24 protein-coding genes, 2 tRNA genes and 1 riboswitch are annotated in these 24,922 nt (G+C 43.4%); of the genes, 20 read left to right on the forward strand and 6 right to left on the reverse strand.

Annotated features, from left to right (window positions below):
- The first annotated feature begins 6 nt into the window (after window positions 1-6).
- The gene (locus SRRS_RS06220; RefSeq protein WP_371367196.1) at window positions 7-774 is read left to right on the forward strand and encodes an amino acid ABC transporter ATP-binding protein; all 768 of its coding nucleotides are present in this window, start codon (window positions 7-9) and stop codon (window positions 772-774) included.
- 197 nt (window positions 775-971) lie between these two features.
- Here the strand turns inward: SRRS_RS06220 and SRRS_RS06225 are convergent, their stop codons facing one another.
- Window positions 972-1,172, reverse strand: coding sequence for a small, acid-soluble spore protein, alpha/beta type (locus SRRS_RS06225; RefSeq protein WP_371367198.1), 201 nt, complete (start codon window positions 1,170-1,172; stop codon window positions 972-974).
- A 271-nt stretch (window positions 1,173-1,443) separates the two neighbouring features.
- On the opposite strand from SRRS_RS06225, the gene SRRS_RS06230 reads away from it, so the two are divergent.
- From SRRS_RS06230 to SRRS_RS06240, 3 genes are all read left to right on the forward strand, one after another.
- Entirely contained in the window at window positions 1,444-2,745 is a 1,302-nt protein-coding gene (locus SRRS_RS06230) for an ankyrin repeat domain-containing protein (RefSeq protein ID WP_371367199.1), read from the forward strand.
- A gap of 425 nt (window positions 2,746-3,170) precedes the next feature.
- A tRNA-Gln gene (locus tag SRRS_RS06235) sits at window positions 3,171-3,246 on the forward strand.
- Between the two features lie 110 nt (window positions 3,247-3,356).
- Window positions 3,357-3,432 (forward strand) — tRNA-Lys (locus tag SRRS_RS06240).
- A 97-nt stretch (window positions 3,433-3,529) separates the two neighbouring features.
- On the opposite strand, the gene SRRS_RS06245 is transcribed toward SRRS_RS06240, so the two are convergent.
- The gene (locus SRRS_RS06245) at window positions 3,530-3,856 is read right to left on the reverse strand and encodes a CBO0543 family protein (protein WP_371367201.1); all 327 of its coding nucleotides are present in this window, start codon (window positions 3,854-3,856) and stop codon (window positions 3,530-3,532) included.
- 31 nt (window positions 3,857-3,887) lie between these two features.
- Window positions 3,888-4,079, reverse strand: a complete 192-nt coding sequence (locus SRRS_RS06250; RefSeq protein ID WP_371367202.1) for a hypothetical protein — start codon at window positions 4,077-4,079, stop codon at window positions 3,888-3,890.
- 335 nt (window positions 4,080-4,414) lie between these two features.
- Between SRRS_RS06250 and SRRS_RS06255 the strand changes: the two genes are divergently transcribed.
- Window positions 4,415-4,804, forward strand: coding sequence for a hypothetical protein (locus SRRS_RS06255; RefSeq protein ID WP_371367204.1), 390 nt, complete (start codon window positions 4,415-4,417; stop codon window positions 4,802-4,804).
- A gap of 91 nt (window positions 4,805-4,895) precedes the next feature.
- Here the strand turns inward: SRRS_RS06255 and SRRS_RS06260 are convergent, their stop codons facing one another.
- Window positions 4,896-5,072, reverse strand: a complete 177-nt coding sequence (locus tag SRRS_RS06260; RefSeq protein WP_371367206.1) for a hypothetical protein — start codon at window positions 5,070-5,072, stop codon at window positions 4,896-4,898.
- Window positions 5,073-5,262: 190 nt separating this feature from the next.
- On the opposite strand from SRRS_RS06260, the gene SRRS_RS06265 reads away from it, so the two are divergent.
- From SRRS_RS06265 to SRRS_RS06310, 10 genes are all read left to right on the forward strand, one after another.
- Window positions 5,263-5,424 (forward strand): hypothetical protein, encoded by a 162-nt coding sequence (locus tag SRRS_RS06265; RefSeq protein WP_371367208.1) that lies wholly within the window; start codon window positions 5,263-5,265, stop codon window positions 5,422-5,424.
- A gap of 164 nt (window positions 5,425-5,588) precedes the next feature.
- On the forward strand, window positions 5,589-6,635 hold the full coding sequence (gene hydE, locus SRRS_RS06270; RefSeq protein ID WP_371367209.1) for a [FeFe] hydrogenase H-cluster radical SAM maturase HydE: 1,047 nt from the start codon (window positions 5,589-5,591) through the stop codon (window positions 6,633-6,635).
- A 22-nt stretch (window positions 6,636-6,657) separates the two neighbouring features.
- Window positions 6,658-6,984, forward strand: coding sequence for a DUF2292 domain-containing protein (locus tag SRRS_RS06275; RefSeq protein WP_371367211.1), 327 nt, complete (start codon window positions 6,658-6,660; stop codon window positions 6,982-6,984).
- 423 nt (window positions 6,985-7,407) lie between these two features.
- Entirely contained in the window at window positions 7,408-8,571 is a 1,164-nt protein-coding gene (locus tag SRRS_RS06280; RefSeq protein WP_371367213.1) for an ABC transporter substrate-binding protein, read from the forward strand.
- A gap of 332 nt (window positions 8,572-8,903) precedes the next feature.
- Window positions 8,904-9,839 carry a cysteine synthase A gene (cysK, locus tag SRRS_RS06285; RefSeq protein WP_371367215.1) on the forward strand — a complete coding sequence of 312 codons (936 nt, stop codon included), beginning with the start codon at window positions 8,904-8,906 and terminating at the stop codon, window positions 9,837-9,839.
- 163 nt (window positions 9,840-10,002) lie between these two features.
- Window positions 10,003-10,779: an acyl-CoA dehydratase activase gene (locus SRRS_RS06290; protein ID WP_371367217.1), complete on the forward strand. Its 777-nt coding sequence runs from the start codon at window positions 10,003-10,005 to the stop codon at window positions 10,777-10,779.
- 28 nt (window positions 10,780-10,807) lie between these two features.
- On the forward strand, window positions 10,808-11,917 hold the full coding sequence (locus SRRS_RS06295) for a double-cubane-cluster-containing anaerobic reductase (RefSeq protein WP_371367219.1): 1,110 nt from the start codon (window positions 10,808-10,810) through the stop codon (window positions 11,915-11,917).
- 85 nt (window positions 11,918-12,002) lie between these two features.
- A riboswitch (SAM riboswitch) is annotated at window positions 12,003-12,106 on the forward strand.
- 80 nt (window positions 12,107-12,186) lie between these two features.
- On the forward strand, window positions 12,187-13,407 hold the full coding sequence (locus tag SRRS_RS06300) for a homoserine O-acetyltransferase (protein ID WP_371367221.1): 1,221 nt from the start codon (window positions 12,187-12,189) through the stop codon (window positions 13,405-13,407).
- Between the two features lie 59 nt (window positions 13,408-13,466).
- Window positions 13,467-14,753, forward strand: a complete 1,287-nt coding sequence (locus SRRS_RS06305; RefSeq protein ID WP_371367223.1) for a homocysteine synthase — start codon at window positions 13,467-13,469, stop codon at window positions 14,751-14,753.
- A gap of 177 nt (window positions 14,754-14,930) precedes the next feature.
- On the forward strand, window positions 14,931-15,668 hold the full coding sequence (locus tag SRRS_RS06310) for an ABC transporter permease (protein ID WP_371367225.1): 738 nt from the start codon (window positions 14,931-14,933) through the stop codon (window positions 15,666-15,668).
- A gap of 101 nt (window positions 15,669-15,769) precedes the next feature.
- On the opposite strand, the gene lepB is transcribed toward SRRS_RS06310, so the two are convergent.
- Entirely contained in the window at window positions 15,770-16,333 is a 564-nt protein-coding gene (lepB, locus tag SRRS_RS06315) for a signal peptidase I (RefSeq protein ID WP_371367227.1), read from the reverse strand.
- A gap of 193 nt (window positions 16,334-16,526) precedes the next feature.
- Between lepB and SRRS_RS06320 the strand changes: the two genes are divergently transcribed.
- From SRRS_RS06320 to SRRS_RS06330, 3 genes are all read left to right on the forward strand, one after another.
- A complete protein-coding gene (locus SRRS_RS06320; protein WP_371367229.1) occupies window positions 16,527-17,792 on the forward strand; it encodes an NAD(P)/FAD-dependent oxidoreductase in 1,266 nt (421 codons plus the stop codon).
- Between the two features lie 64 nt (window positions 17,793-17,856).
- The gene (cooS, locus tag SRRS_RS06325; RefSeq protein ID WP_371367231.1) at window positions 17,857-19,983 is read left to right on the forward strand and encodes an anaerobic carbon-monoxide dehydrogenase catalytic subunit; all 2,127 of its coding nucleotides are present in this window, start codon (window positions 17,857-17,859) and stop codon (window positions 19,981-19,983) included.
- 210 nt (window positions 19,984-20,193) lie between these two features.
- The gene (locus SRRS_RS06330) at window positions 20,194-20,940 is read left to right on the forward strand and encodes a CAP domain-containing protein (protein ID WP_371367233.1); all 747 of its coding nucleotides are present in this window, start codon (window positions 20,194-20,196) and stop codon (window positions 20,938-20,940) included.
- Between the two features lie 392 nt (window positions 20,941-21,332).
- Here the strand turns inward: SRRS_RS06330 and SRRS_RS06335 are convergent, their stop codons facing one another.
- Window positions 21,333-21,503, reverse strand: coding sequence for a Spo0E family sporulation regulatory protein-aspartic acid phosphatase (locus tag SRRS_RS06335; protein WP_371367235.1), 171 nt, complete (start codon window positions 21,501-21,503; stop codon window positions 21,333-21,335).
- A gap of 180 nt (window positions 21,504-21,683) precedes the next feature.
- On the opposite strand from SRRS_RS06335, the gene SRRS_RS06340 reads away from it, so the two are divergent.
- Together SRRS_RS06340 and SRRS_RS06345 are read left to right on the forward strand one after the other, a co-directional pair.
- A complete protein-coding gene (locus SRRS_RS06340; protein WP_371367237.1) occupies window positions 21,684-22,535 on the forward strand; it encodes a YitT family protein in 852 nt (283 codons plus the stop codon).
- 701 nt (window positions 22,536-23,236) lie between these two features.
- A complete protein-coding gene (locus tag SRRS_RS06345) occupies window positions 23,237-24,901 on the forward strand; it encodes an MDR family MFS transporter (protein ID WP_371369737.1) in 1,665 nt (554 codons plus the stop codon).
- The last annotated feature ends 21 nt before the right edge of the window (window positions 24,902-24,922 follow it).

Consider the following 24,922-nt stretch of genomic DNA (forward strand, 5'->3'; position numbering starts at 1 on the left):
GCTAACATGCTTGTCATACAAGACTTACATAAACAATTCGGTAATTTAAGAGCTATTGATGGGTTAAGTTTGTCAGTTAACACCGGGGAAATTCTTGTTTTGATGGGGCCGTCAGGCTGCGGCAAATCTACAACGATTCGAACGATAAATCGGCTGATAGAACCAGATCAGGGTACAATTCTGTTTCATGACACGAATATTCTTTCAATGGAACCGGATGAGCTGCAAAAACTGCGAAAGCGTATCGGCTTTGTTTTTCAGCATTTTAATTTGATTAGTCGATTAACTGCTTTGGAAAACGTAATGTTTGGTTTGGTAATGAGCGGAATGGATCGTGAAACTGCTCAAAATAAAGCGAACGATGCGCTAGCTAAGGTTGGCATGGAAGGACATTTAGACCATAAGCCAGCTCAGTTGTCAGGCGGTCAACAGCAGCGTGTGGGCATTGCCAGAGCATTGGCTTATGAACCGGAATTAATGATGTGGGACGAACCGACAGCATCGCTAGACCCGATTTTGGTTCGGGAAGTATTGGTCGTTATGGAAGAACTGGCACGGTATCGGGCCAGCACTATGATAGTGGTAACTCATGAGCTATCTTTTGCATTACGGGTTGCAGATAGAATTGTGCTTATGGATAAAGGGAAGATCGTAGAGGAAGGGAAGCCTTCACAGGTATTTGTCAACCCAATATCGGATATTGGGCAGAAATATAAGGAATTAATTGAATATCAAATGAACGCAAGCGCGCAGAGTTTATCGGGCAAAATTTAAGAACAAAAAGTAAGGTTACGCTTAAGCTAAGAGGCGCTAAGCGGCTATAATGAAATCTTTAGTAGATTAAAACAAAATTAGGAACTCATTAAAACAGCCAGCGGCACGTACTATATGAACCTGGCACCACTGTCATATAATAGATCTATAGAAAAAAATGACCCCGAAATATCACTTGATATTTTCGGGGGTCATGTTTATTTAGCGTGTTGATGAGCCTCTCCATTCATTGTCGTGTCGTTGGCTATTGCCTGTTCTCCACGTTTGATCGCCTCTCTGACCATGGAACCAACTTCGCCCGTGGTTACATCGGACCAATCACCGTCTTCGACCTTGTCGCCGAAGCCAAGATCGTGAGCTAATTTATTTTTCGTTTCTTCTGACATAACCTTACCCATATATTAGCCACCTCCAGCAATTGTTTTTTTAAGAGCATGTGTATAGTATGTGCCATCATTACACAAGCTATTCGTTTACATTAAAAGGTTATATATTAACATTTCACCAATGGCTATCTTCAGCTTTTTCGATATTTATGTACATGATTCGACAGGTTTATTAATGAAATATGGTAAGTTTCTCTTGTTAATTGTAATGATAAAAGGGAAAAAGTACTTATTCGACGAATATATTAAGTAAGAATTAATTAATTTATTTGCGGAGTGTAATATGTGGGCGAACTTTAAAAATAAAATGACTGAGTTCACAGGACAAGTCAAGCAAGTAAAGTTGTCAGCGGTTCCTAAACCGGATTTGGCAAAAGTATCTTTAGATACAAAAGATGTGTTAGGACGGTTTGTCAAGCACATTGAAGCGAAACATTTAATATATTTCGCGTTAATTCTTTTACCTGCTATCGTAGGTTTAGGCGTTTTTTGCGGAATAGCGGACAGTAAAGCAAAATTGGAGGCTGTCAATCTTCCGGAAAACCAATTGATCCGTATGGGTGTGAACTTTAATGCCGACGATTTTGTCAAATATGCAGGGCGGGGAGAAAAAGAAATTACGGCGCTATTTATGGAAGCCGGTATGTCTCCTGATTCTTACCGGCAAAATGACGGGTTTACGCCACTTCATGCCGCCGCCGCTTATGGTAAGGCATCTGTGGTGCGGCAGCTTTTAGATAAAGGTGCCGATATTAATGCCCGTGATAAAGACGGACAAACAGCTTTGATGAAAGCTGTTTGGAATAATCATGCGGATGTCGTTTCGACCCTGCTGCAACGAGGTGCAACCTTTACCGTTAGTGATATCAAGGGCAATAATGTTATAAGTATGGCCAAGACCAAAAATGACAAGCGAGTACTTGATGCCTTAGTAAAAGCCGGAATTAATGAGCTTAAAGAAGCCTTGGATAAAGCACTTTCTGCTCCCGGTAAGACAGCTAAGGCCCCCAATGCAAACGATGCCAAGGTGCAAGCTTCTAAATCAGTTTCGGCACCTGCTGCAACTTCAGGTAATTTTAGGACTTCATCGCCAGCGGTTCAACCGGCTGGCGAGTTTACTCTAGCGACCGGATATGCAGGTGCAATCGGAGTGGGGAAGCCAATTAATAGTCTGTACCAGCGTTTTGGTAATCAGTCCGTTGCGGATGGAGAAGAATTTTTTGCCGGACGGACATATCCGGTTGTAAGGGCATACGAAAAAGGAAATGGTTTGCCCTCACTTACTGTTTTTTTTGCGAACAGCAAACAGGGACAGGATAAAGTTATATCTGCCATCCGGGTGTATGATTCCCGGTATAAAACGGCCAGTGGAATTGGGGTTGGCGCTACTTTAGGGGAGTTAAAAAACTCGGAAAAAATAAGCTCAATTCAATATACTGATTCACTATATGCAATTGTTCGTGATACTAAGATGCGTTATGAATTAGATATTAGTTCCGATGCGATGCCTCTGGATTGGTTGAGTGGTGGCGATACTAGTACACTGCCTGATAATATGAAAATCAGGAGCATCTTTATATTTTAGAGATATTTAAAGAAATATAATATAATGGTTTTTCAGCGGTCGACAAGTACCAACTGGTATTTGCCGGCTGTTTTTTATATATTCCCCAAATCTAGTTTTCATAAGTTGCAGTGTATTTACGTTAAATTGCAGGAAAATTAAAATTTGCATGGAAATAAAAGGTAATGGGAACAATTGATACAAAGGAGGGTTTTCTACGGATAATCAAATACAAGCAATGTTAGTTCCTTTTATCTGCGAAAAGTGTGGAAAACTATTGGCATGGACGTTGCCTGATGCAGTCGTCTATTGCAAACACTGTGGTAAATGGATCAAAAATTCAGAAGTAAAACTAGAAGAAAAAGCAATTACGGCCTAAAAAATTTGACAAATCTTTAATTGATATATATAATAATTATTGTATCCAAAGATTTTGTCTATTAGATTGGGGCGTCGCCAAGCTGGTAAGGCACGGGACTCTGACTCCCGCATTCCTAGGTTCGAGTCCTAGCGCCCCAGCCATATAAGCATAAGCAGATAAGCAGAGAGCCAAGTTTTTAGGAGCTATAGCGACGCGGAAACTTGTGCGAATCGCTTAGTTCCAAGCGACAGCGCGGAACTTCCTATATGTCGACCCACTAGCTCAACTGGCAGAGCAATTGACTCTTAATCAATAGGTTCACAGTTCGATTCTGTGGTGGGTCACCATAGTAAACTTAAGGCTTCCAGAGTACTGGAAGCCTTTTAAATTTTTATATTCAATTACCATATGACTACTTTCAATTTTTTTCTTGATTATCTTTTTTTACTGTGTCTTTGAAGATAAATATATTTTTTCAACTATCAGTCTTATTAGGATAGGCATAAGGACGTAGACGGGTAAGCTATAGAAGTGTGTCCATCGAACGGGGATATATAGCCCTAATGCTTCAAAAATAGGTTCAAAACAGAAAGCAAATACAAAACCAGTTACAAGCGATACCTTAATAAAGTCCTTCCATTTTGGGAAATACTGATATTCTAGCATATATATAATTGGCAGCGGACTAACATCAATATAAGCAATCAGAGGACCAAACGGCAGTATTTTAAAAGGATAGTACCAAAGTCCATCTTCAAAACCTAAGATCAATAGTGATTGTTAATAGCATAATAAGGGTACCCTATAATAACAACTTGGGTAACTGTTTTCTATCTACTTTATAGTAAAAGACAACCCAGGGAATTACAAATACAGCGAGAATAAGCCACCATTGCCATGTAAACAGGTCGGTTGCCAGCCAGTTCTCAATACGCGCCTTTGTCAGTTCTTTCGTCATCTCCGCGATTTGTTCATCACTTGGAAAACCGTTCATACGTACCTCTCTCAATTTCTCCGATCTGACCACCGCCCAGCCGCCCATATCTATGTAACCGTGAAAAGTATCCTCATGAGTTCACTCCAATTTAGTATCTCCTTATGGCAGATTAATATATAAGGCAATGCCCCGGCGTAAGCAGCTTAACACCAAATTTCTAATGTTATCTTATGTCAAAAATCCCTGAATTATAAGGCTCTTGTACAGTAGTAAACAAAGACATGAGAATGATTGCTTCAATTAAAACTGGTGGTCAGGGACTACGATACATGATTATCTATCAGTGATGAGGATATAATACTATCGTGACTAAATAAGTGGAGGTAAAAAATATGACTGATACCGATAGGCTTATTAAAGAGCAGGTTTTACCATTTCGTGAGAAGATACTTGGTGTACTAAAAGAGAAACATCCATATTTTTACTCAATCGCTAATAACATGCTTACGGGTCGCAAAAACATGGCCGGGCTGCAAGTATCTGATAATGGTAAGGTTGTAGGGGAGTATACCTTTCATCTGGAAGGTATTCACGTTGAAAACGTGGATATGGGAAAACTTGATTCGGGAATCAATCACCCTTTTTTGGGCATTGTTAAGCCCTACGGTGTTATCGAAAAGAGTGTTATTGAAAAAATGATTAGCGACGAAGGTTTTAATACAGATATGTTAAATACGCTTGTTAAATACTTGCCGGATATTACAATAAAATTTTTACGATAACAAAGAATCACTCTAAAATAAACTACAGGGTTTGCAGTTAATTGCGAACCCTGTAGTTTATTTTGTGGGCGACGAAAGCCGCCGGTTTAATTTATTTACTTTCCATGTCTTTAAAAAACTCTTCAAATGCTTCCCGGTGTTTATGTTCATTAGTCATGGCTTCCGAAACAATAGAGTTATTGATATGCTCGCGGGATAACGCATTGTCACCGGCACTCATTGCATACTCATCGAGAAATTTTTTCATCTCAGTTTCTTCTTTACGCATTAAATCACCTCCTTTAGCGTAGTTTTTCCGCCGGAAGCGTAAAAATCAACTTGAATCCGATGGTTAGATTTATCCAGAAACACAGGGGATAAACAAGCCATTGGCTTCTGGTTTCAGTGTTGTGCTTTTCTTAGGAATAAATGCATATAATATAAAAGCCAAGGCAATTTTTTTTCGAAGGGTGATTGCTATGAAGGTTACTAAGGTTAGCCCGGTATACCCTGTTGCGAAAGGCTTTTTACATGAAAAGTATATTGATCCGTATTCCTTACGAAATAAGCCTGATAAGTCTTTTAAAGATAAATTAGACAAAGAGTTATGTCAGAAGTCCAAAATAGACATTAAGACTTAGCGCCCATTGCGGCGCTTTTCCTATTTAAACCATTCTGCAAAGTAAAGATAATATCGGCTAATAAGAAATACGTATCTATATTCTTTTTTGTTGACGATAGTAAAAAAACCATTTATGATGATTTCAAAGAACAACTGTTTTATTATTGGAGAGGCAGTGATATCATGACTGACAATAAGGATATTAGGGCGTTGATTGAAAAAGCCGAAGCAACACATATACTTTCTAAAGATGAAATTGTCACGCTGCTGGCAGATACCCAATACCAAGACGAGTTTTTTGCAGCCGCTGACAGGGTACGGCAGAAGTATGTGGGCGATGAAGTCCATCTGCGGGGATTAATCGAGTTCTCTAACATTTGTAAGCAAAACTGTCTGTACTGTGGTCTTAGGCGAGATAATAAAAAAGTAAACCGTTACCGGTTGGAACCCGACACTGTCTTAGATTTTGCGGTTAAGGCTAAATCTTATGGTTATCGTACCGTAGTACTGCAGTCGGGTGAGGATGAATGGTTTAGTGTAGATACCATGGTCGACATAATAAAAAAGATCAAAGAACTTGGTTTAGCAATAACTCTCAGCGTGGGCGAGAAAACCCGTGAAGTATATCAGGCCTACCGCGATGCCGGCGCCGATCGCTACTTATTAAGAATTGAGACAACTGACAAAGCGTTATATGAACAGCTCGATCCAGGCATGAGCTGGGATAATAGGGTGAGATGCTTAAAGGACTTGAAAGAGCTGGGTTTTGAATTGGGAACAGGCTGTCTTGTTGAGATACCGGGGCAATCGCTGGAGTCTTTGGCCGATGATATTCTTTTCTTTAAGAGTATTGATGCCGATATGATCGGGGTAGGTCCGTTTATTCCCAATCCGGACACCCCGCTGGCTGAGGAAGCCGGCGGCACATTTGACCTAAGTACTAAAGTTATGGCGATGACGCGGTTATTGTTGCCGGATATTAATATACCGGCGACCACAGCTATGGAAACCCTAAACCCGCAGGGCAGGATACTGGCATTGCAGCGAGGCGCTAATGTAGTAATGCCTAACGTTACTGAAGGCGACTATCGTCAGATGTATCTGATATATCCCGGGAAAATCTGTATCAATGACACCCCGGCGCACTGCCGTTCCTGTATAACCGGTAAGATTCGGGGAATTGGCCGTAAAGTAGCTGAAACGCATGGATTTCGGATTAAGCGCGCGTAGCGGCGGTGAAGGAGTTGGATAAATGGGGGCAAATATCTCAGAGCAAATACTTGCTTATATTGAACAGGCTGTACGGGATATAAGCTTTGGCTCGATAACTTTGATAGTCCAGGATTTTCGGCTAATTCAAATGGAAAAACTGGAGAAAATCAGGCTGACTGAGCTGCCTAAACCGGAGAACAAAACAGGGCCGGGTAATGGAATTAGAACGCGGATTGTACAATCAGTAAGTGGTTTGGAATATGGGAAAGTCGTTATCCAGATTCAGTCTGGTAAAATCACTCAGGTAGAAAGAACGGAAAAATACCGGGTAGGTAAGCTGACCGGACTTAACGGTGATGGTATTTAAAATAAAGAGATGAACCAATTGGTTCATCTCTTTATTTATAAGATAAGAAAGTATAAGTTTTCAGAGGCTGAGCAGGAGGAATGGTGAGGGGGTCTTACTTTTGGCATTGCCCCAAAACGATTTTTCTTATTGAGTGCGTTTAGGATACGCAACGGCGAGTGATGGGTAACTATTCTTCAGGTTTTAAGGAAGCGGCTTTTTATGTGTGAAAACAATAGAAATGTCACAATACTATGTACATATGTACCTATATAAAATACATTAAATAACATATTGACAATAAATTTGTAAAGATGTATAGTTTGATATGAACACAAAATACAAATTCCTCAGTGCAAAAAAAATTCCGGGCGGAAACTGTCATTATAATTCATGTAACACCGATGGTAGGTACTAGGGGAAACAGAAAGGATAGGAGAAAAAATGCAGAAAAAATTTATAGCGATAGCTATGAGCACATTGCTGATGGCTGGTGCGCTGGCCGGTTGTGGCGGTACTAAGCAGGCAACCAACGAAATTAAGATCGGCGGGGACTTTGAGCTGACCGGCGGTGTTGCCAACTATGGCAAACAGGCAGTTAATGGTATTCAACTAGCCATTAAACAAGCCAATGCGTCAGGTGGTGTATTGGGTAAACAAATTACTTTAGTCTTGGCTGATAATAAGTCCGAGGCTGCCGAGGCAACCAATGCTATTACCAAGCTGATAACCCAAGATAAAGTTGTAGCAGTTTTAGGACCGGCAACCAGCTCCAATACGCTGGCTGCAGTGCAAGTATCTCAGGACAACAAAGTGCCAATCATCACTCCCACAGGAACAAATGAAAAAATTACTGTTGATAATGGTAAAACCAGGCCTTATGCATTCCGGTCTTGTTTCATTGATCCGCTGCAAGGAACAATTATGGCTAACTTTGCCAGCAATACATTAAAAGCTAAAACAGCTGCCATTTTTATTGACAGCAGCTCCGATTATTCTAAAGGACTTTCTCAGTCTTTTGAAAACGTATTTACGCAAAACGGCGGTCAAGTGATAGGAAAAGAAGCTTTCCTGCAAAAAGACCAGGATTTTAAATCTACTCTTACTAAGATTAAAGCAATGAACCCCGATGTAGTATTTTTACCGGCCTATTACGAGGAAGTGGGTAAAATTCTAAAGCAGGCCCGGGAAATGGGAATGAACATGCCGTTCCTGGGAACCGACGGCTGGGATGATTCCAAGGTGGTAGAAATTGCCGGTGCTGCTCCGCTCAACAATACATACTTCAGCAGCCACTATTCCTCACAGGATACTGATCCCAATGTAGTAAAATTCATCGAAGCCTATAAAAAAGAGTACAACCAAGAGCCTAGCGTGTTTTCCGCTCTGGGTTATGACGCTGGTCTGTTGTTGATTGACGCTATCAAGCGGGCAAATAGCACTGAACCGGAGAAGATTCGCCAAGCGTTAGAACAAACTCAAAATCTGCAGCTCACAACAGGTATAATGTCTGTTGACACCAACCATAATCCAATAAAGAGTGCCGTTGTTATTGAAATGAAAGACGGCAAACAAATGTTTAAAGAAAAAATTACTCCTAAGCTATAATTATTAAGTTAAACGGTTGACAGTCAGATAAAATATATGCTACCATGATACTAACATAAATATTGTTGCTGACCGGAAAACCGGAGGCAATCGGCGGCTGGCACAGTCGCGGTTGCCTCCTTTTATTTTTCTGGCTTGACAGAATATTTACTTGTTCTGATAAGAAAAAGGATAAAGTAGACTTAGTTTCAGAAGGGGTTTTAACCTCATCTGAAGGTTAGTCGCCCTTATCCAGGGACTTAGCCGCTCTTTAACGCTTGGCGAAGAGGGCGTTTAGAGAGGGTTAGTCATCGGATAAAATACTAATAATAAAAAATGAGAGGATGATTACAATGGCAAAAATTTACGGAAGTCTGACAGAACTCATCGGAAACACACCGCTTATCGAACTTAAAAGATATTCGGGTAAAAACAATTTAGGCGGTAAGGTTATTGCCAAATTGGAATACTTTAACCCGCTGGGCAGCGTCAAAGACCGCGTTGGCTATGCTATGATAAAGGACGCCGAAGACAGAGGTATCATCAATAAAGATACGGTTATTGTTGAGCCGACTAGCGGTAATACCGGTGTTGGCTTGGCGTTTGTTGCTGCCGCCCGTGGCTACAAACTAATTTTGACCATGCCTGAGACCATGAGTGTTGAGCGCCGCAAACTGGTGAAAGCACTTGGAGTGCAGGTAGAACTTACTCCTGGTGAAAAAGGTATGAAAGGCGCAATTGAACGGGCTGAGGAACTTTTGGCAACAATGCCTAATGCCTGGATACCTCAACAGTTTACCAATCCTGCTAACTCTGCAATCCATCGCCAAACTACTGCCGAAGAAATTTGGACTGATACCGACGGACAAGTGGATATTATCGTATCCGGTGTTGGAACAGGTGGAACCATTACCGGGATTGCCGAAGTGCTTAAACAACGCAAAGGCAGCATAAAGGCAGTAGCTGTTGAACCAACCGATTCGCCGGTTCTTTCGGGCGGCAAACCCGGACCACATAAACTGCAGGGGATTGGCGCCGGCTTTGTGCCTGCGGTCCTTAATCGCGATATTATTGATGAGATTATCACTGTCAAAACAGAGGAAGCTTTTAATGCTTCGCGGGAAGTAGCTGCTACGGAAGGGCTGCTTGTGGGTATTTCGAGCGGAGCGGCGCTTCACGCTGCAACAGAACTGGCCAAACGCCCGGAAAACAAGGGTAAAAATATTATTGTTATCCTGCCGGACACCGGTGAACGGTATTTATCCACCGCTCTGTTTGGGGAAGAATAAAATTTTAAAGGCAATTAATTTAAAAGGTATTTTAACTATGGAGACATAGTTAAAATACCTTTTTTTTGCAGCAGGAATAAAAAAGGCGGCAGCGAATATAATGATAGAATATTTATACTAGAGTGATAAAATTATTCTTTAATAAACTTTTAACAGGTGAAGTATGGACGGTAAAGTTGTTGTGGGTATTGACGCTGGCTCTTCCGCGGTTAAGCTCACCTTATATGATGGAAAAAGGAATGAAAATTTTATTTGCCCTTCTGGCTGGAATCCACGGGAGCAGGCCGACGGGTTGCTTAAAACGGCGCTAAAGAGTTATGGCGCTAGCAATGCGGCCTTTATTGTAGGAACCGGTTACGGACGGTTAAATCTGCCTTGTGTTACTAAAGCCATGACGGAGATAACCTGTCATGGCCGCGGTGCGGTTTATTTAGTGCCGGAAACCAGGAGTATTATTGACATCGGCGGCCAGGATGCCAAAGCCATCCGGGTGGATGAGCAGGGAAAAGTTCAGGATTTCGTCATGAATGACAAGTGTGCTGCCGGCACAGGCCGGTTTTTGCAGGTCATGGCTAATGCGCTGGGACTTGATATAACAAGAATTGGTGATATTGAGGCAGATGCTGCTGGGGAAGAATGCACAATAAATTCTATGTGTACAGTGTTTGCCGAGTCTGAGGTAATTGGCATGGTAAACCGGGGCGTTTCCCGTCAAGCAATTATTGCGGCGTTATATCGTTCTATTGCCGGACGGGTAGCGGTAATGACATCAGGTATCCAGCCATCATCACCAGTTATGTTTACGGGCGGTTTGGCCCAGAATAAGGCTTTGCGGCGACAACTGGCTGCCAAACTGGGTTTGGAGATGGTTACACATGAGCAAGCGGTATTTGCCGGCTCTATAGGGGCCGCACTGTTTGCCTGGGATAATGTGAAATGATGATTTTAAAAGTGGGGGGAGTAAAGCTATGTCAGATGCTTTTACAATGTTGAAAGAGATTAAAGAAACAGGTAAAAAAGTAGTAGGCTTTTATTGTGTCTTTGCCCCGCAGGAGCTGGTTTTAGCAGCCGATGCACTGGGATTTGCTTTGTGTGCTACCAAAGAAGAGGCTATCCCGGCCGGTGAAAAAACGCTGCCACGGAATTTTTGTCCGCTTATCAAGTCGTCCTATGGCTTCGCTGTAACCGACAAGTGTCCGTACTTTTTGTATTCTGACCTCATCATTGGTGAGACAACTTGCGACGGTAAGAAGAAAATGTTTGAACTAATGAAGGAATTTAAACCTGTACATGTCATGAAACTGCCGCAGAGCTACCTGGACGATAATGATAAAGCCTACTGGTTAAGCGAGGTAAAAGTTTTAAAAGATGTTTTGGAAAAAGAGCTTGATGCAGAGATAACTGAAGATAAATTGCGTGAAGCAATTAAGGTTCTTAATAAGGAGCGGTTACTCATGCAGCAACTGGCCGAATACATGAAACACGACCCGGTTCCTCTAACCGGACAAGACTTTTTGAAATTAATGTGGGGGCGAAACTTCGTAACCGACCGGGCCGAGTTTGCGGAACAACTGAAGTCGGTTATCAGTGATGTAGCTGACTCCGTTGCCAAAGGCGAAGCTGCTATGCCAAAAGGCGCTAAACGGATTATAGTAACCGGTGTACCTACCGGCATAGGTTCCGAAAAAGTGATTAAGATTATTGAGGACTGCGGCGCGGCTGTTGTTTATATCGAGAACTGCTCAGGCATGAAACAGTTTGTAACGCTTGTTGATGAAAACAAACCACCGCTTGAGGCTATTGCAGAAAAGTATCTGGCAACTCCTTGTTCCTGTATGAGTCCTAATCCTACCCGCTTGCAAATCCTTGCCCAACTTGTTAAGGATTACAAGGCAGATGGAATTGTTGATATTACCTGGCAAGGCTGTCATACCTATAATGTTGAAAGCCGGGTTGTGAAGGAGTTTTTAAAACAGAACGGAGATACTCCGTTTATGCAGATAGAAACTGACTATTCGCAAGGCGACGTAGAACAAATTAAAACAAGAGTTCAAGCATTTCTTGAAATGATGGGCTAATTTGTAAAATGCAAGTAAGATATACTTGACAAATGTATTTTGTTTAGGTATCATGTATACATCTACCAAATAATTAAATACTTAACTCTTATCCAGAGAGGTCGAGGGACTGGCCCGATGACACCCGGCAACCGGCGTACAACGCAGTGGTGCTAATTCCAGCAGGATAAACATCCTGGGAGATGAGAGGGATTAGGCGTATAATAGTAGGCCCCCTCTTATTGAGGGGGCTTTTGGTTTATATTTGTTAGTTTAAAGGAGGATGCCCTATGGTAGTTACTTGTTTTCCCGGTTTTAAATGGCGACCGCAACTCAAGCTGGCGCAGGTTGCCACACCGGAAAATCCTATGGATTTAGTGCAGGGAGACAGTTTGTCAGAAATAACAGTTGCCTATGAAACTTATGGCAACATGTCGGAAGCCCGTGACAATGTAATTTTACTGGCACATGCACTTACAGGTGACAGTCATCCGGCAGCCCATGATCTGTATGATGAAAAAGGTTGGTGGGAACCGTTAATTGGGCCGGACCGGCCGCTTGATACTAATCGCTTTTACATTATTTGCGCTAACGTCCTGGGCGGCTGCCAGGGTACTACCGGACCGGCTTCCATTGACCCTGCCAGCGGTAACCCGTATGGTATGCGTTTCCCGGAGATTACTGTCAGGGACATCGTTCGTGTGCAAAAACGATTGTTAGAGGTTTTGGGTATTGACCATTTAGCGATGGTAATTGGCGGTTCCATGGGCGGCATGCAGACTTTGCAATGGGCGGTTGATTACCCGGGGTTTATCGATGCTGCTGTTGTTATTGCCGCTCCGGGCTATTCCGCACCGCAAGCCATTGCTTATAACCGGGTGGGGCGTCAGGCAGTTACCCTTGATCCTGATTGGAAAAACGGTGATTATTACGGTGGGCCTGGACCAGTCAGAGGGTTTGCGGCCGCCAGGGCATTAGGAATGATTACTTATCAAAGCGAAATGTCTATGGCTTACAAGTTTGGCCGCCGTACCCGCGAGGGGCAGTTTGAAGTAGAAAACTATCTTGATTATCAGGGAGAAAGTATTGCTAAACGGTTTGATGCCAACTCGTATTTATACTTACTGCGGGCACTGGATTTGTTTGATATTAGCGCTGGATATTCCTCGTGTGAAGAGGCCTTGGCGAGAATCGACGCCAAGGTACTGGTGGTAGGGGTCAGCTCAGACATCTTATACCCGGCCTATCAACAGCAGGAGTTGGCTAAAATTCTGAAAAGCGTAGGGGTTTGTACCGACTTTGCCATTATTGACAGTCCTCACGGCCATGACGGGTTTCTGATTGACTTTCAGCTATTGCGGCCGTTACTAACAAGATTTATCAATAAGGTGTTGCCTGCTCCTGCATCGGAGCCGTTTAGACAATGGTTCAAATTCCGCGCGTCCAGTTTAGCGTATCTGGGTGCCCGGTTAGTGCCGGATGTTTACTGCAAGGAGGCCTATTATATCTAATTTTACAGCGTTCGGCAAAAGTAAAATAATTTCTTATTAAAATTTAAGGGGGATTTGACATGACATTACCTGAAAACTTACGTTTTGATACTTTAGCTGTGCATGCCGGGCAGCAGCCTGACCCGGCAACAGGCTCACGTGCGGTTCCTTTATATATGACCACCGCTTACAATTTCCGGGATGCCGACCATGCTGCCGATTTGTTCGGCTTAAAAGAGAGTGGCAATATTTACTCCCGGATAATGAATCCGACAAGTGATGTATTTGAACAGCGTATCGCCGCCTTAGAAGGAGGCGTTGGCGCTTTGGCGTTTGCTTCCGGCCATGCTGCAATTACAGCCGCTATTATTAATATTGCCCAAGCCGGTGATGAGATAGTCAGCTCATCGACCTTGTATGGCGGTACTTATAACATGTTTGCCCATACTCTGCCGCGACTAGGGATTAAGGTCAAGTTTGTAGACCCTGTTAAACCGGAAAACTTCGCGGCTGCTATCACACCCAATACCAAAGCACTATATGCAGAAATTATCGGTAACCCCAAGATTGACGTGCTGGACATTGAAAATGTAGCCGCTGTCGCCCATCAGCATGGATTACCGCTGATTATTGACAGCACGTTTGCGTCACCATATCTTTGCCGGCCGCTGGAATTTGGCGCAGATATTGTCGTACATTCGGCCACTAAATTTATTGGCGGTCATGGAACTTCAATGGGTGGGGTAGTAATTGACGGCGGCAAGTTTGACTGGGGAAACGGCAAGTTCCCACTGCTGTCAGAACCGGATCCCAGCTACCATGACCTTCGGTATACCGAAGCGCTTGGCAAGCTTGCTTATATCATCAGGCTAAGAGTGCAGGTATTAAGAGATATGGGAGCTTGCTTAAGTCCGTTTAACAGCTTTATGTTTCTGCAAGGGTTGGAAACACTGCATTTAAGAATGGAACGTCATAGCCAGAATGCTTTGGCAGTTGCTAAGTATCTGGAAAGTCACGAATTGGTATCCTGGGTCAGTTATCCCGGTTTAGAAAGCCACAGTGATTATGCTTTGGCTAAGAAGTATCTTCCGAAAGGTGCAGGCGCTATTCTGACATTTGGCGTCAAGGGCGGCCTGGAGGCGGGCCGCAAGTTCATTAACACTCTTCGCCTATTCTCACTCCTGGCGAATGTTGGTGATGCAAAATCTTTAGTAATCCATCCGGCGAGCACAACTCACTCGCAATTAAGCAGTGAGCAAAGGACCGGAGCCGGAGTTTCCGATGATATGGTTCGTCTTTCTATTGGCATTGAAGATGCAGCCGATTTAATTGCTGATTTGGAGCAAGCGCTGGCAGCAACAAAATAATAATAAACAAACTTGCCAAAGAGAGAAATCTCTGCGGCAAGTTTATTTTTGCATAAAGCAAACTTTAACACAGGATATTTAGTATTTCTGGGCGAATCCTAAGAGTTGTTAAACAATAGTAATAGAAAAGATATTTAATGCTTAGACAAGAAGGAAAGGGCTGGAAGAGAGTTGCGATTGGAAGATATATGTACGGTTTTTTGGCGGGACTGGGTTGTATTAAACAGGAGGCTTGTTAAATTTGTTCTATCACGCATGATTAGTCCGGTTTTATATTTGGTGGCTTTTGGCTGGGGCTTGGGCCGGGGTATGGCCGTAAATGGCGGCAGCTATTTGGATTTTATTTTGCCAGGTATTATGGCGCTTAATGCTATGAATATCAGCTTTAGCGCGGTTGGTTCGCCTCTCAATATGAGCCGCTTATATCATAAAACACTGGAAGAATACCTGATTGCACCGATCAGTCCGGGTTCTTTTGTAACCGGTAAAGTGTTGGCCGGAGCACTCAGGGGTCTCATTTCCTGTGCTGTAATTTTTATACTGGCCTATTTATTTGGTGCGAAGCTGGCAGTGAGCATCGGGTTTCTCCTGACGTTAGCGCTGACGTGTCTGCTGTTTGCAGCTATGGGGCTGGTAGCCGCTATGCTGATTAATTCCCACGAAGATATGGCTAGTTTCAATACCTATGTACTTTTGCCGATGTCATTTTTATGTGCTACGTTTTTCTCGACCGACCGCTTGCCGCTGCTTTTGCGGTGGTTTATTGATTTGTTGCCGTTAACCCATGCTACCTATGCCTTGCGGGCTATCGGCAGCGGTTTGGAAACACCGTGGCTGTCGGTTGGAATTTTAGCTGTTTATACTTTTGTGCTGCTTGGTGTTGGAGTGTGGACTATGATAAAGGTTAGGGATTAACTCCGTATGTAGGAGCTCCTGGTCTTATATTGAAATAGATTGCAAAATAAAAATACGGGTAGAAGCATACGCTTCTTACCCGTTTGTTTTTTTAGTTTTGTTTATAATGTTACAACTACTTTTCCGAGGACATGGCTGACAGGGACCGGGCCGATATACCGGCTGTCACTGGAGTTATTACGGTTATCTCCCATTACATACACCTGATTAGGCGGTACTACAACTTTTTTCGGCGTGGTTGGCCGCATCGCTTCTTTAATATATGGTTCCTCAAGGAGGGTATCATTGCGATAGACTTTACCTTCTTTAATTTCAATGGTATCACCTGGTTTGCCGATAACGCGTTTAATCCAGATATGATTATCAACTTCAGCCAGTTTTAAGACACTTAAATACGTGGATACCGGATCGGCAATATCATCCTTTATGCTGCGATCCCGGAAAACCCGGCTGTCGATAATTACTACGTTATTATAGTCGGGAGTGCCGGCAAATGTATGGTTAAGCTTAGATACAATTACATAATCATTATTGTGTAAGTTAGGTTCCATGGAGCTGCCTACCACCCGGGTAGGTTGAAAGACAAACGCGTTGATTACAATGGCTAATGCTAAAGCTACCGCCAGGCTATAGGCCCAGTCGGCAATTTCTTTTATCAGTTTCATCTAGATACCTCCAAGTATCAAATTCGCCTGTTTTCTCGGCCAATCCAGAAGTTTATGGTCATGAGAAGCAACGATAACTAAGTCTTACTATAGCAGATAGCTTTACTGGGAGCAAGATTTATTACCATATCTGCTGATGGAATTCTTGGTAAGTGCGTATGCTATAACAGTAAGTTAAGTATGAGGTGAGTTCATGGATAACAGGATGCCCAGAGTTGTTATTATTGGTGCGGGCTTTGGCGGCTTATGGGTAGCGCGGGCCTTGGCAGGCGCACCGGTGGCAGTAATCCTGATTGACAAAAATAATTACCACTTGTTCCAGCCGCTGCTATATCAAGTAGCTACTGCTGCGTTGGCACCGCCTGATATTGTTTATCCAGTGCGGACGATATTGCGCGGCCAAACCAATCTTACGTTTAGAATGGCTGAAGTAACCGCCGCTGATTTGAATACCCGGCAACTGTCGACGACTGCGGGAACTATTGATTATGATTATCTAATAGTTGCTGCAGGTGGAGAAACCAATTTCTTTGGTATGAAGTCGGTGGAACGGTATGGATTTGGCTTAAAAAATATTGATGATGTATTGGCTATCCGTAATCATATCCTAAGACTGTTTGAACTTGCTGCCCAGGAAGCGAATGCAGCCGCGCGCCGGGCGATGCTTACCTTTATTATTGTTGGCGGTGGGCCGACAGGCGTTGAAAGTGCCGGAGCTTTAGCCGAACTGGTTTATCTTGTTATGCCTAAGGATTACCCTGGTATTGACTATGAGGAAGCCCGGATAATATTGCTGGAAGCATCAAACCGCTTGCTAACCGGTCTGCCTGATGATCTTGGGACGGCTACGGTGAAAATGCTGGAAAAGAAGCGGGTAGAAGTCAGATTTGGTAATCCGGTAGCGGATTTTGACGGAGAAGTGGTTACCCTAAAAGATGGCGAAGCAATTCCGGCCCGTACGCTTATTTGGGCTGCCGGTATCCGGGCAGCCGCATTGGCCGATAAGCTGGGGGTAAAACAGGCTGGACTCGGACGGTTGGTGATTAAGCCTACCTTACAACTGCCTGAGTACCCGGAGGTTATGGTTATCGGTGATGCTGCGTATTTGGAGGCAGAAGGTCAGCCGCTGCCCATGGTGGCGCCGGTAGCTACCCAGCAAGCGCAAACGGCCGTCAATAATATCCGGCGTCTGGTGCAGGGGCAGGAGCCCGAAGAGTTTATCTACAAAAATCCAGGGGTATTGGCGACTATTGGCCGAAATGCTGCCGTAGCGCATATGGGCAAATGGCAGTTCAAAGGATTTTTTGCCTGGTTGTTGTGGCTGGTTATTCATATTGTCCGGTTAATTGGTTTTCGTAATAGGATAGTGGTGCTTATCAACTGGGCCTGGGACTATTTCTTTTTTGACCGGGCGGTACGGGTTATTATGCTGAAACCTGGAAAAGTTAAAAAAGAATAATAATAAAATTTCTCGTTTGATATCACACTAACAGCAGAAATCCCAAAGGAGGTTATAACTGTATATGTCTGATACGACTCTTATCAAAAGCGCCGACACTACCAGCAAAGGTGATGTGGAATCAGTACTAAATAAAGGCGATGCCAGCGGTACTAATAATCCGGACGAGCATTTTGACGTTCATAAAAACGCAAAAAAATACTATGATATTACTAAATCGCCTGCAACTATGCCTGAAGTACATAAATGGCAGCGTGAGCATATTAAGGTCCACGACCAAAGCAAGGAAGGATTCCCATTAAACATTATTCTTGACCCGGCCATGCGGGAGATGTACCAGCATGTTCATGCGCAAGGATTGACCAATGTGTTTGACCGCTTTGAACAGCAGGAAAAGATTCGCTGCAGTTTCTGTTCTTCCGGTTTGTCCTGTCAGCTTTGTGCGAACGGTCCCTGCCGTATCAGCCCTAAAGCACCGCGTGGCAACTGTGGTGTTGATGCTCATGTAATGGTATCCAGAAACTTTGTGTACCGTCATGTTACCATTGGGGCTGCGGCTAATATTTTTCACGCCCAACAGGCGGCGCGTACCCTTAAGGCAGCCGCAGAAAAGCCTGACAGCGGGCTAAAAATCCGTGATTCGCAAAAATTGTTAAAATACGCCGAAATGGCAGGATTAAACAGCCATGAAGATGTTAATAAAGTGGCCATTAACTTTGCCAACTGGGTTCTCCAGGATATGGGCAGGCCCTATTGGGAAGAGTCGGTTATGGTACAAGCCTTTGCCCCGCCAAAACGGCAAGAGCTGTGGAGGAAATTAGGTATTTACCCGGGCGGCGGTTTCAGTGAAATTGGTTTTGCCCAAACTAAGTGCATGACTAACTTGAATGCCGATCCGACTGATTTCCTGCTTACTTCGGTTCGGCTTGGTATTATCAACGAATATCAGGGTCTATTTGCTCTTGATATACTCCAGGAAATCTTAATGGGCACCCAAAAAATCCGGACGGCTAAGCAGAACATGGGTTTACTTAAGAAAGATATGGTTAATATCATCACAAACGGTCATATGCCGCTTACTGCGCATTGCGTCATCGAATTGGCCTCCACTCCGGAATGGCAGGAAAAAGCCAAACAAGCCGGGGCCAGCGGCATGCAGGTACTGGGCCATGTTTGCGAAGGACAGCAGTTGTTGAACTATAAGGACACCGGCGAAATGAGCGCCTATGGCGGTCAGGAAGGCGAGTGGCTGAGTGAAGAATATCTCTTTGCAACTGGTGCGGTTGATCTATTCATGTTTGACTATAACTGTACTATTCCTACTCTGCCGCTGTATGCCAAGCGGTTTGGTACCAAAATGGTCAGTACTCATGAAGTAATCCGTATGCCTGGTACTGATATTGTTGAATTTAAGCCTGAGGAAATGAAAAAGCAATCCGAAAAAATCCTTGCAATGGCTATTGAAGCTTTTGCCAAACGCAAAGCGGAAAATCGCGAAGTTTACATTCCTCCCTATGTATCTGAAGGATGTATGATTGGTTTTAGTACCGAATCGGTAAAAGCAGCACTGGGCGGGTCATGGAAACCGTTAATTGATGCTATTGTCGCCGGCAAAATCCGTGGTATCGCGACCATCGTCGGCTGTACTACCGCTCGCTATGGTCAAGGCGGCAGCAACATCTTCCGTATTGCCAAAGGCTTGATTGAAAAAGATATTCTCGTGTTGTCAGGCGGTTGTACTTCATCGGTTATGCAATATGGCGGTCTAACTAACCCGCAGGCCGCCGAAGAATGCGGTCCGGGACTTAAGGAGGTTTGCAAGTCTTTAGGTATTCCGCCGGTTCTTTCTTATGGCGCCTGCGTTGATATTGGCAAAATGACCCAAACGGCTAAAGAAATTGCCGATGACCTGGATGTTGATACTAACAAACTGCCGCTGGTTATCGGTGCACCTGAATATCTTGAGCAAAAAGCGGTAGCGGATGCTTGCACCGCCATAGCTCTCGGCTGGTTAGTACACGTAGCTCCTGTACCGTCTGTTACCGGCAGTGATGTGGTTGTTAAAACTTTAACTGAGACTACCGAATCGCTGGGGTTAGGGAAACTCACTGTCGAAACAAGCGCCGATAAATCAGTGCAGATTTACGTGGAACATATTGAGAAAAAGCGTAAGGAATTAGGCTTAAGCTAAGAAGTAAAAAAACAGGATTGTCCTTTGTACTGCCCTATATTACAAGGTAGAGTTGTAATATAGGGCAGTATCAGGGCAATCCTTTTTTACGTCCATTTTTACCATCCATATATTGTGGGTTGTTTCATTGTAAAGGTCTAAGCTATAATGATTCCGACAATAGAATATCTCAATAATCAATCGGCATAAGCCATAAAGAGGAGTGACACGGTGACAAAATTTCGTACAGTTACAGCTGCCGTTTTGACAGCCTTAGTTATTGGTTCTGCTACTGTGCCAGTGGAAGCTGCTTCAACTTTGTATTATGCAAATGATCAGCAACTAAATTACTATCAGCAAATTAATCAATGGCTTATTAGCAAAGGCTATACTCCGTATAATTTGGTAAAGCAGCCATCCACTACGACCCCAACTACTAAGCCGACCACGACTACGAGCACAAAACCGACTAGTACACCAAGTACGACTACACCGGCTACAACACCGACCCCAACTACTAAACCAACTACGACTCCAACGACCCCAACGACTCCGTCCCAGAGTACAAGCGCCAGTGATGCATTGCTGACTGCACCGCTTACGGCTCAGGAGCAGCAGATGGTCAATCTTGTTAATAAGGAGCGGACGAGCATAGGACTAAATGCTCTGACCGTGGATATGCGCTTAGTTAAAATTGCTCGCATGAAAAGTCTGGATATGATTAACAACAACTATTTCGGGCATCAATCTCCCGTTTATGGTTCGCCGTTTGATCTGATGAAAGCACAGGGAGTTACCTACAAGACTGCAGGTGAGAACATCGCCGGCAACTCCAGCGTTGAAGCGGCCCACACCGGCCTAATGAACTCGCCCGGACACCGGGCCAATATACTAAATACTCAATATACTAAAATTGGTATTGGTATTATCAAAGGCGGACCGTATGGCTATATGTTTACTCAGGAGTTTATAGGATAAACATAAGCATGTAAACAAGCGATAGTTCGCTCGTTTACATGCTTTTTATTCTTCTATCTCTTCAATATTAAAATAAGAAACAGAGCCCCCGAAGACTCTTTATATTGACTGTTTCGTTCATCTATTATTTTTTTCAATAGTGACATTTAAATTAGAATTGCTATCCGGTTTTTTAACTTCGAGTTTACGATTCTTAGGCGTTTGTTCTAAACGGATGCCATTCTTGTAAGGCAATTGCGATATAGGAACTTTGTTTTCTTCTATCCTTGCTATTTGGCGACTATTTCATTATACAAATCCATATTAAGCCATCTCCCTTTGTCCGTTTTTTAATACTTCGGCAAAAGAAAGCAGCTTCCTGCAATGTTAAAATATAATAGAGCCCGAAGGCTCTATTTATTAATCTTCTCGTTTAACATTCGTTGATATTCATTTAATAACACATCCAGCATTTGACTTGCGCGAATAACTTCTGGATCAGTGAGTGCCTTACCTATGGAAACCTGATACAGTTTGTCTCGTAGTTTCTCAATCATTTCTTGAAGCTCGATGAGTTCAGCCATTGTATTATCAATCCCTCCTCTCCTTGATGGATTTATTATTCCCAGGAGTAAAGGAATATAACTTATAAAACTGCAAGCTTGAAACTAACTGTTGGCTTGAATGATATATATTCTTAAGTTGGCGAACAGTCCATATTATGGTAAAATTATAATTGGTATTTAATACTTAACGGAGGTTATATGAAAAACAAAATCAATCAATATTTGTGGGTAGCAATAGGCTGTGTAGTTTCTAGTCTGGCGATAAATGCCTTTTTGGTGCCTCACCATCTATTAAGTGGCGGAGTCTCCGGTTTGGCTATTATCTTTTACTTTCTTTTTGGTATGCCAATTGGTTTGCAGATATTTCTAATGAATATTCCGCTGCTATTTGCTGCTTACCGTCTCTTAGGCAAGGAATACACTATTGGCACAATCTTCGGTACAATTTTGTTTTCGCTGACAGTAGATGCTACTCAGTTTGTTTCTCATCTAAACCTTATCGACGATCCGATTATTTCCGCCATTACTGGCGGTGTTGTTTCGGGAATCGGCAGTGGCCTGATTTTTCGGGTAAATGGCAGTGCGGGTGGCTTGGATATCGTTGCCGCCATAATAAAAAAGTTTTATTCGCTTAACTTTGGAGCAGTTGGTTTTGCTATTAACTGTGTAATTATGCTTGTGGCGGCAGTGTTGTTCGGCCTGAAGCTGGCTATGTTAACTCTGTTTTCCATGTTTATCGCCGCTAATCTTACTGATAAAGTGGTAGAAGGTTTTAACCGCCGGAAAACAGTATTTATTGTTTCTTATAATACCGATGATATTGTTGCCGCTATCCTAAAAGAAGTGGGACGCGGCGTTACTATTTTGCATGGCCAAGGCGCGTTCACCCGCCAGACTAAACAAGTGTTGTTTGTCGTTGTCAGTCTGACGCAGATAGCTAAAATTAAACAACTTGTGCATGAAGCCGATCCGCACGCCTTTATGATTGTACAAGATGCAGCCGAGGTTATGGGACGAGGCTTTACGTTACCGGGAAGCAGACAAATGTAAACTATATAAAGTAGACTTAGCTTCAGATGGGGTTTTAACCCCACCTGAAGGTTAGTCGCCCTTATCCAGGGACTTAGCCGTTCTTACTCCCGCTTGGAAGAAGAGGGAGTCTTAGAGCGGGTTAGTCATCGGATAAAGTTGGAGTTGAAAAGTTCACTTTTTTTGGTATAATGTATATGTACGGCCAACCAACCAGAATAACTTCCTGGCGGGGCTAGAAGGACAGAGCTTTTTGGTTAAAGAAAAGCTCAATAATTCTGGAAGTCAACTACCCTAGGAAGCTCCTTCTAAACGGATGTCCGCCTCAAATAAAACGGAGGTGCATTCGTATGAACGGGCAAGAACTTTTGTTATTGGCTCTGGTGAGTATTGGTTGGGTGTTGGCACTATACCATCAATCTTGTAAGCTTTTAGGTCTTAATTCCAAAAAAGAATAGACATATGACTTATAAAATCACCAGTTGATCAACTCAACCGGTGATTTTTATTTTTCTGATAGAAAGTATAACTTTCGCCTGGATAAGGCAACATCGGCTTCCGCTTTCGCTAAGGCTCGGCGTAAGCCGTGTTTTCTTTATATTTTCGAGTGACCCTTCCGCCCGCCATAAAGCAATGCAACTTGGGAATGATAATATAAACAAGTGTTTCGCATTAATTGAGGGGGAATTATTCTGGAAGCCGAAGCACAGCGTAAGGTTTTACTGTTAGGATTATTATTAGGACTATTCTTTTCTTCGCTTGATCAGACGATTGTCGGTACCGCTATGCCGCGCATTATTGGCGAGCTGGGCGGACTTAGTATCATGACCTGGGTAACGACCGCTTATATGCTAAGTTCAACAACTATTGTGCCTATTGCCGGCAAATTGGCCGATATATATGGCCGACGGCTTGTGTATGTAACAGGCATACTTACTTTTATGCTGGGTTCTGCATTATGCGGAACTAGCAGCAACATGATGCAGCTTATTGTTTTTCGTGGTATACAAGGGATTGGCGGCGGAATTATGATGCCACTGGCAATGACTATTGTCGGGGATATTTTTCCGCCGGAGCGGCGGGGAAAGTGGCAAGGGATTATGGGGGCGATCTTTGGGCTGTCTTCTATTGTCGGACCAACAATAGGCGGTTGGCTTGTCGATTATTCTTCTTGGCAGTGGGTGTTTTATATTAATTTGCCGATAGGAATACTGGCGGCTGTTACTATTTACGTTGGACTTCAGGGAGAAAAGAGGCTAACCGATAAGGCGGTTATTGACTATTTAGGAGCAGCAACGCTGATTATAGCTACTGTAACCATGCTGCTGGGCTTAAATTTCGGGGGAATTGAATTTCCTTGGCGATCATGGCAGATTATCGGTTTGCTCGTCACGTCGGCAGCCACTTGGCTGATATTCGTCTTTGTTGAAAATCGGGCCAAAGACCCGATACTCAGTCTGGATTTATTCAAAAACCGGACTTTTACTATTACTAATATTCTCGGGTTTCTTATGGGTTTAGGCATGTTTGGCGCAATGATGTTCTTGCCGTTATTTTTGCAGGGGGTTATCGGTATTAGTGCTACAAGCTCAGGCAATACTATGCTGCCGATGATGTTTGCTATGGTGTTGACAAGTATTTTTGCCGGACGTATTGTTACCAAAGTAAGTTTCCGGACTATGTTTGCTGCCGGTATGGGGATTATGGTGTTAGGTTTTTATCTCATGAGTACGATGAATGCGGCCACTACGCAAGCGGTAGCGATTGTCTACATAGTTGTACTGGGATTGGGTATGGGGATCATTATGCCTACGGTTACGATAGCTGTGCAAAGTGCTTTTCCGCCGGAGCAGCGGGGGGTTGCCACTTCGGCTACTCAGTTTTTTCGCAGTATTGGTGGAAGCTTGGGTATGACTGTGCTGGGAGTAGTATTTAACAACCATTCCCGGGTCATTATGGAAAAGGAGTTTTTCCCCATAATACAGGGAATCCCAGGTTTGGCAGTAGAGCCGTTTGCCGGAATAGTAGCGAAAGCCCACACGGATCCGCAAAGTTTGTTTAATATACTGTTAAGCCCGGAAGCGATAAAAGCAATGCCGGGGGGGATTCAGCAGGTATTGCTGCCGACGCTCAAAACAGCATTGGCTGATTCGCTGCAATTGGTATTCTTAGTAGCTATGGCCGTGTTGGTCGCTGGCTTTATTGTTAGTTTTTTTATGGGAGATAGCAAAATAGCAGGTAAGGCCGATAAACCAGCCGCTGAGGATGCGGGTATTACTTTGTTTGCTGAAGGGTTAATCACGGAAGCAGAGCTTGCGGCCGAATTGGTACCTGATCTACTAAGTGAAACTGCGCCATTGCTTAATCGGCTGGGTAAAAAGAAATAGCTAATAATCCTGCCGGTGTTT

The sequence above is a fragment of the Sporomusa rhizae genome (assembly GCF_041428845.1).
Lineage (GTDB): Bacteria > Bacillota > Negativicutes > Sporomusales > Sporomusaceae > Sporomusa > Sporomusa rhizae.

Coding starts and splice junctions, on each gene's coding strand:
- SRRS_RS06320 (WP_371367229.1), top strand. CDS start 16,527: ATGGATAACAGGATGCCCAGAGTTGTTATTATTGGTGCGGGCTTTGGC.
- SRRS_RS06225 (WP_371367198.1), bottom strand. CDS start 1,172: ATGGGTAAGGTTATGTCAGAAGAAACGAAAAATAAATTAGCTCACGAT.
- hydE (WP_371367209.1), top strand. CDS start 5,589: ATGACTGACAATAAGGATATTAGGGCGTTGATTGAAAAAGCCGAAGCA.
- SRRS_RS06220 (WP_371367196.1), top strand. CDS start 7: ATGCTTGTCATACAAGACTTACATAAACAATTCGGTAATTTAAGAGCT.
- SRRS_RS06265 (WP_371367208.1), top strand. CDS start 5,263: ATGAAGGTTACTAAGGTTAGCCCGGTATACCCTGTTGCGAAAGGCTTT.
- lepB (WP_371367227.1), bottom strand. CDS start 16,333: ATGAAACTGATAAAAGAAATTGCCGACTGGGCCTATAGCCTGGCGGTA.
- SRRS_RS06300 (WP_371367221.1), top strand. CDS start 12,187: ATGGTAGTTACTTGTTTTCCCGGTTTTAAATGGCGACCGCAACTCAAG.
- SRRS_RS06295 (WP_371367219.1), top strand. CDS start 10,808: ATGTCAGATGCTTTTACAATGTTGAAAGAGATTAAAGAAACAGGTAAA.
- cooS (WP_371367231.1), top strand. CDS start 17,857: ATGTCTGATACGACTCTTATCAAAAGCGCCGACACTACCAGCAAAGGT.
- SRRS_RS06290 (WP_371367217.1), top strand. CDS start 10,003: ATGGACGGTAAAGTTGTTGTGGGTATTGACGCTGGCTCTTCCGCGGTT.
- SRRS_RS06255 (WP_371367204.1), top strand. CDS start 4,415: ATGACTGATACCGATAGGCTTATTAAAGAGCAGGTTTTACCATTTCGT.
- SRRS_RS06260 (WP_371367206.1), bottom strand. CDS start 5,072: ATGCGTAAAGAAGAAACTGAGATGAAAAAATTTCTCGATGAGTATGCA.
- SRRS_RS06280 (WP_371367213.1), top strand. CDS start 7,408: ATGCAGAAAAAATTTATAGCGATAGCTATGAGCACATTGCTGATGGCT.
- SRRS_RS06275 (WP_371367211.1), top strand. CDS start 6,658: ATGGGGGCAAATATCTCAGAGCAAATACTTGCTTATATTGAACAGGCT.
- SRRS_RS06250 (WP_371367202.1), bottom strand. CDS start 4,079: ATGAACGGTTTTCCAAGTGATGAACAAATCGCGGAGATGACGAAAGAA.
- cysK (WP_371367215.1), top strand. CDS start 8,904: ATGGCAAAAATTTACGGAAGTCTGACAGAACTCATCGGAAACACACCG.
- SRRS_RS06340 (WP_371367237.1), top strand. CDS start 21,684: ATGAAAAACAAAATCAATCAATATTTGTGGGTAGCAATAGGCTGTGTA.
- SRRS_RS06305 (WP_371367223.1), top strand. CDS start 13,467: ATGACATTACCTGAAAACTTACGTTTTGATACTTTAGCTGTGCATGCC.
- SRRS_RS06335 (WP_371367235.1), bottom strand. CDS start 21,503: ATGGCTGAACTCATCGAGCTTCAAGAAATGATTGAGAAACTACGAGAC.
- SRRS_RS06230 (WP_371367199.1), top strand. CDS start 1,444: ATGTGGGCGAACTTTAAAAATAAAATGACTGAGTTCACAGGACAAGTC.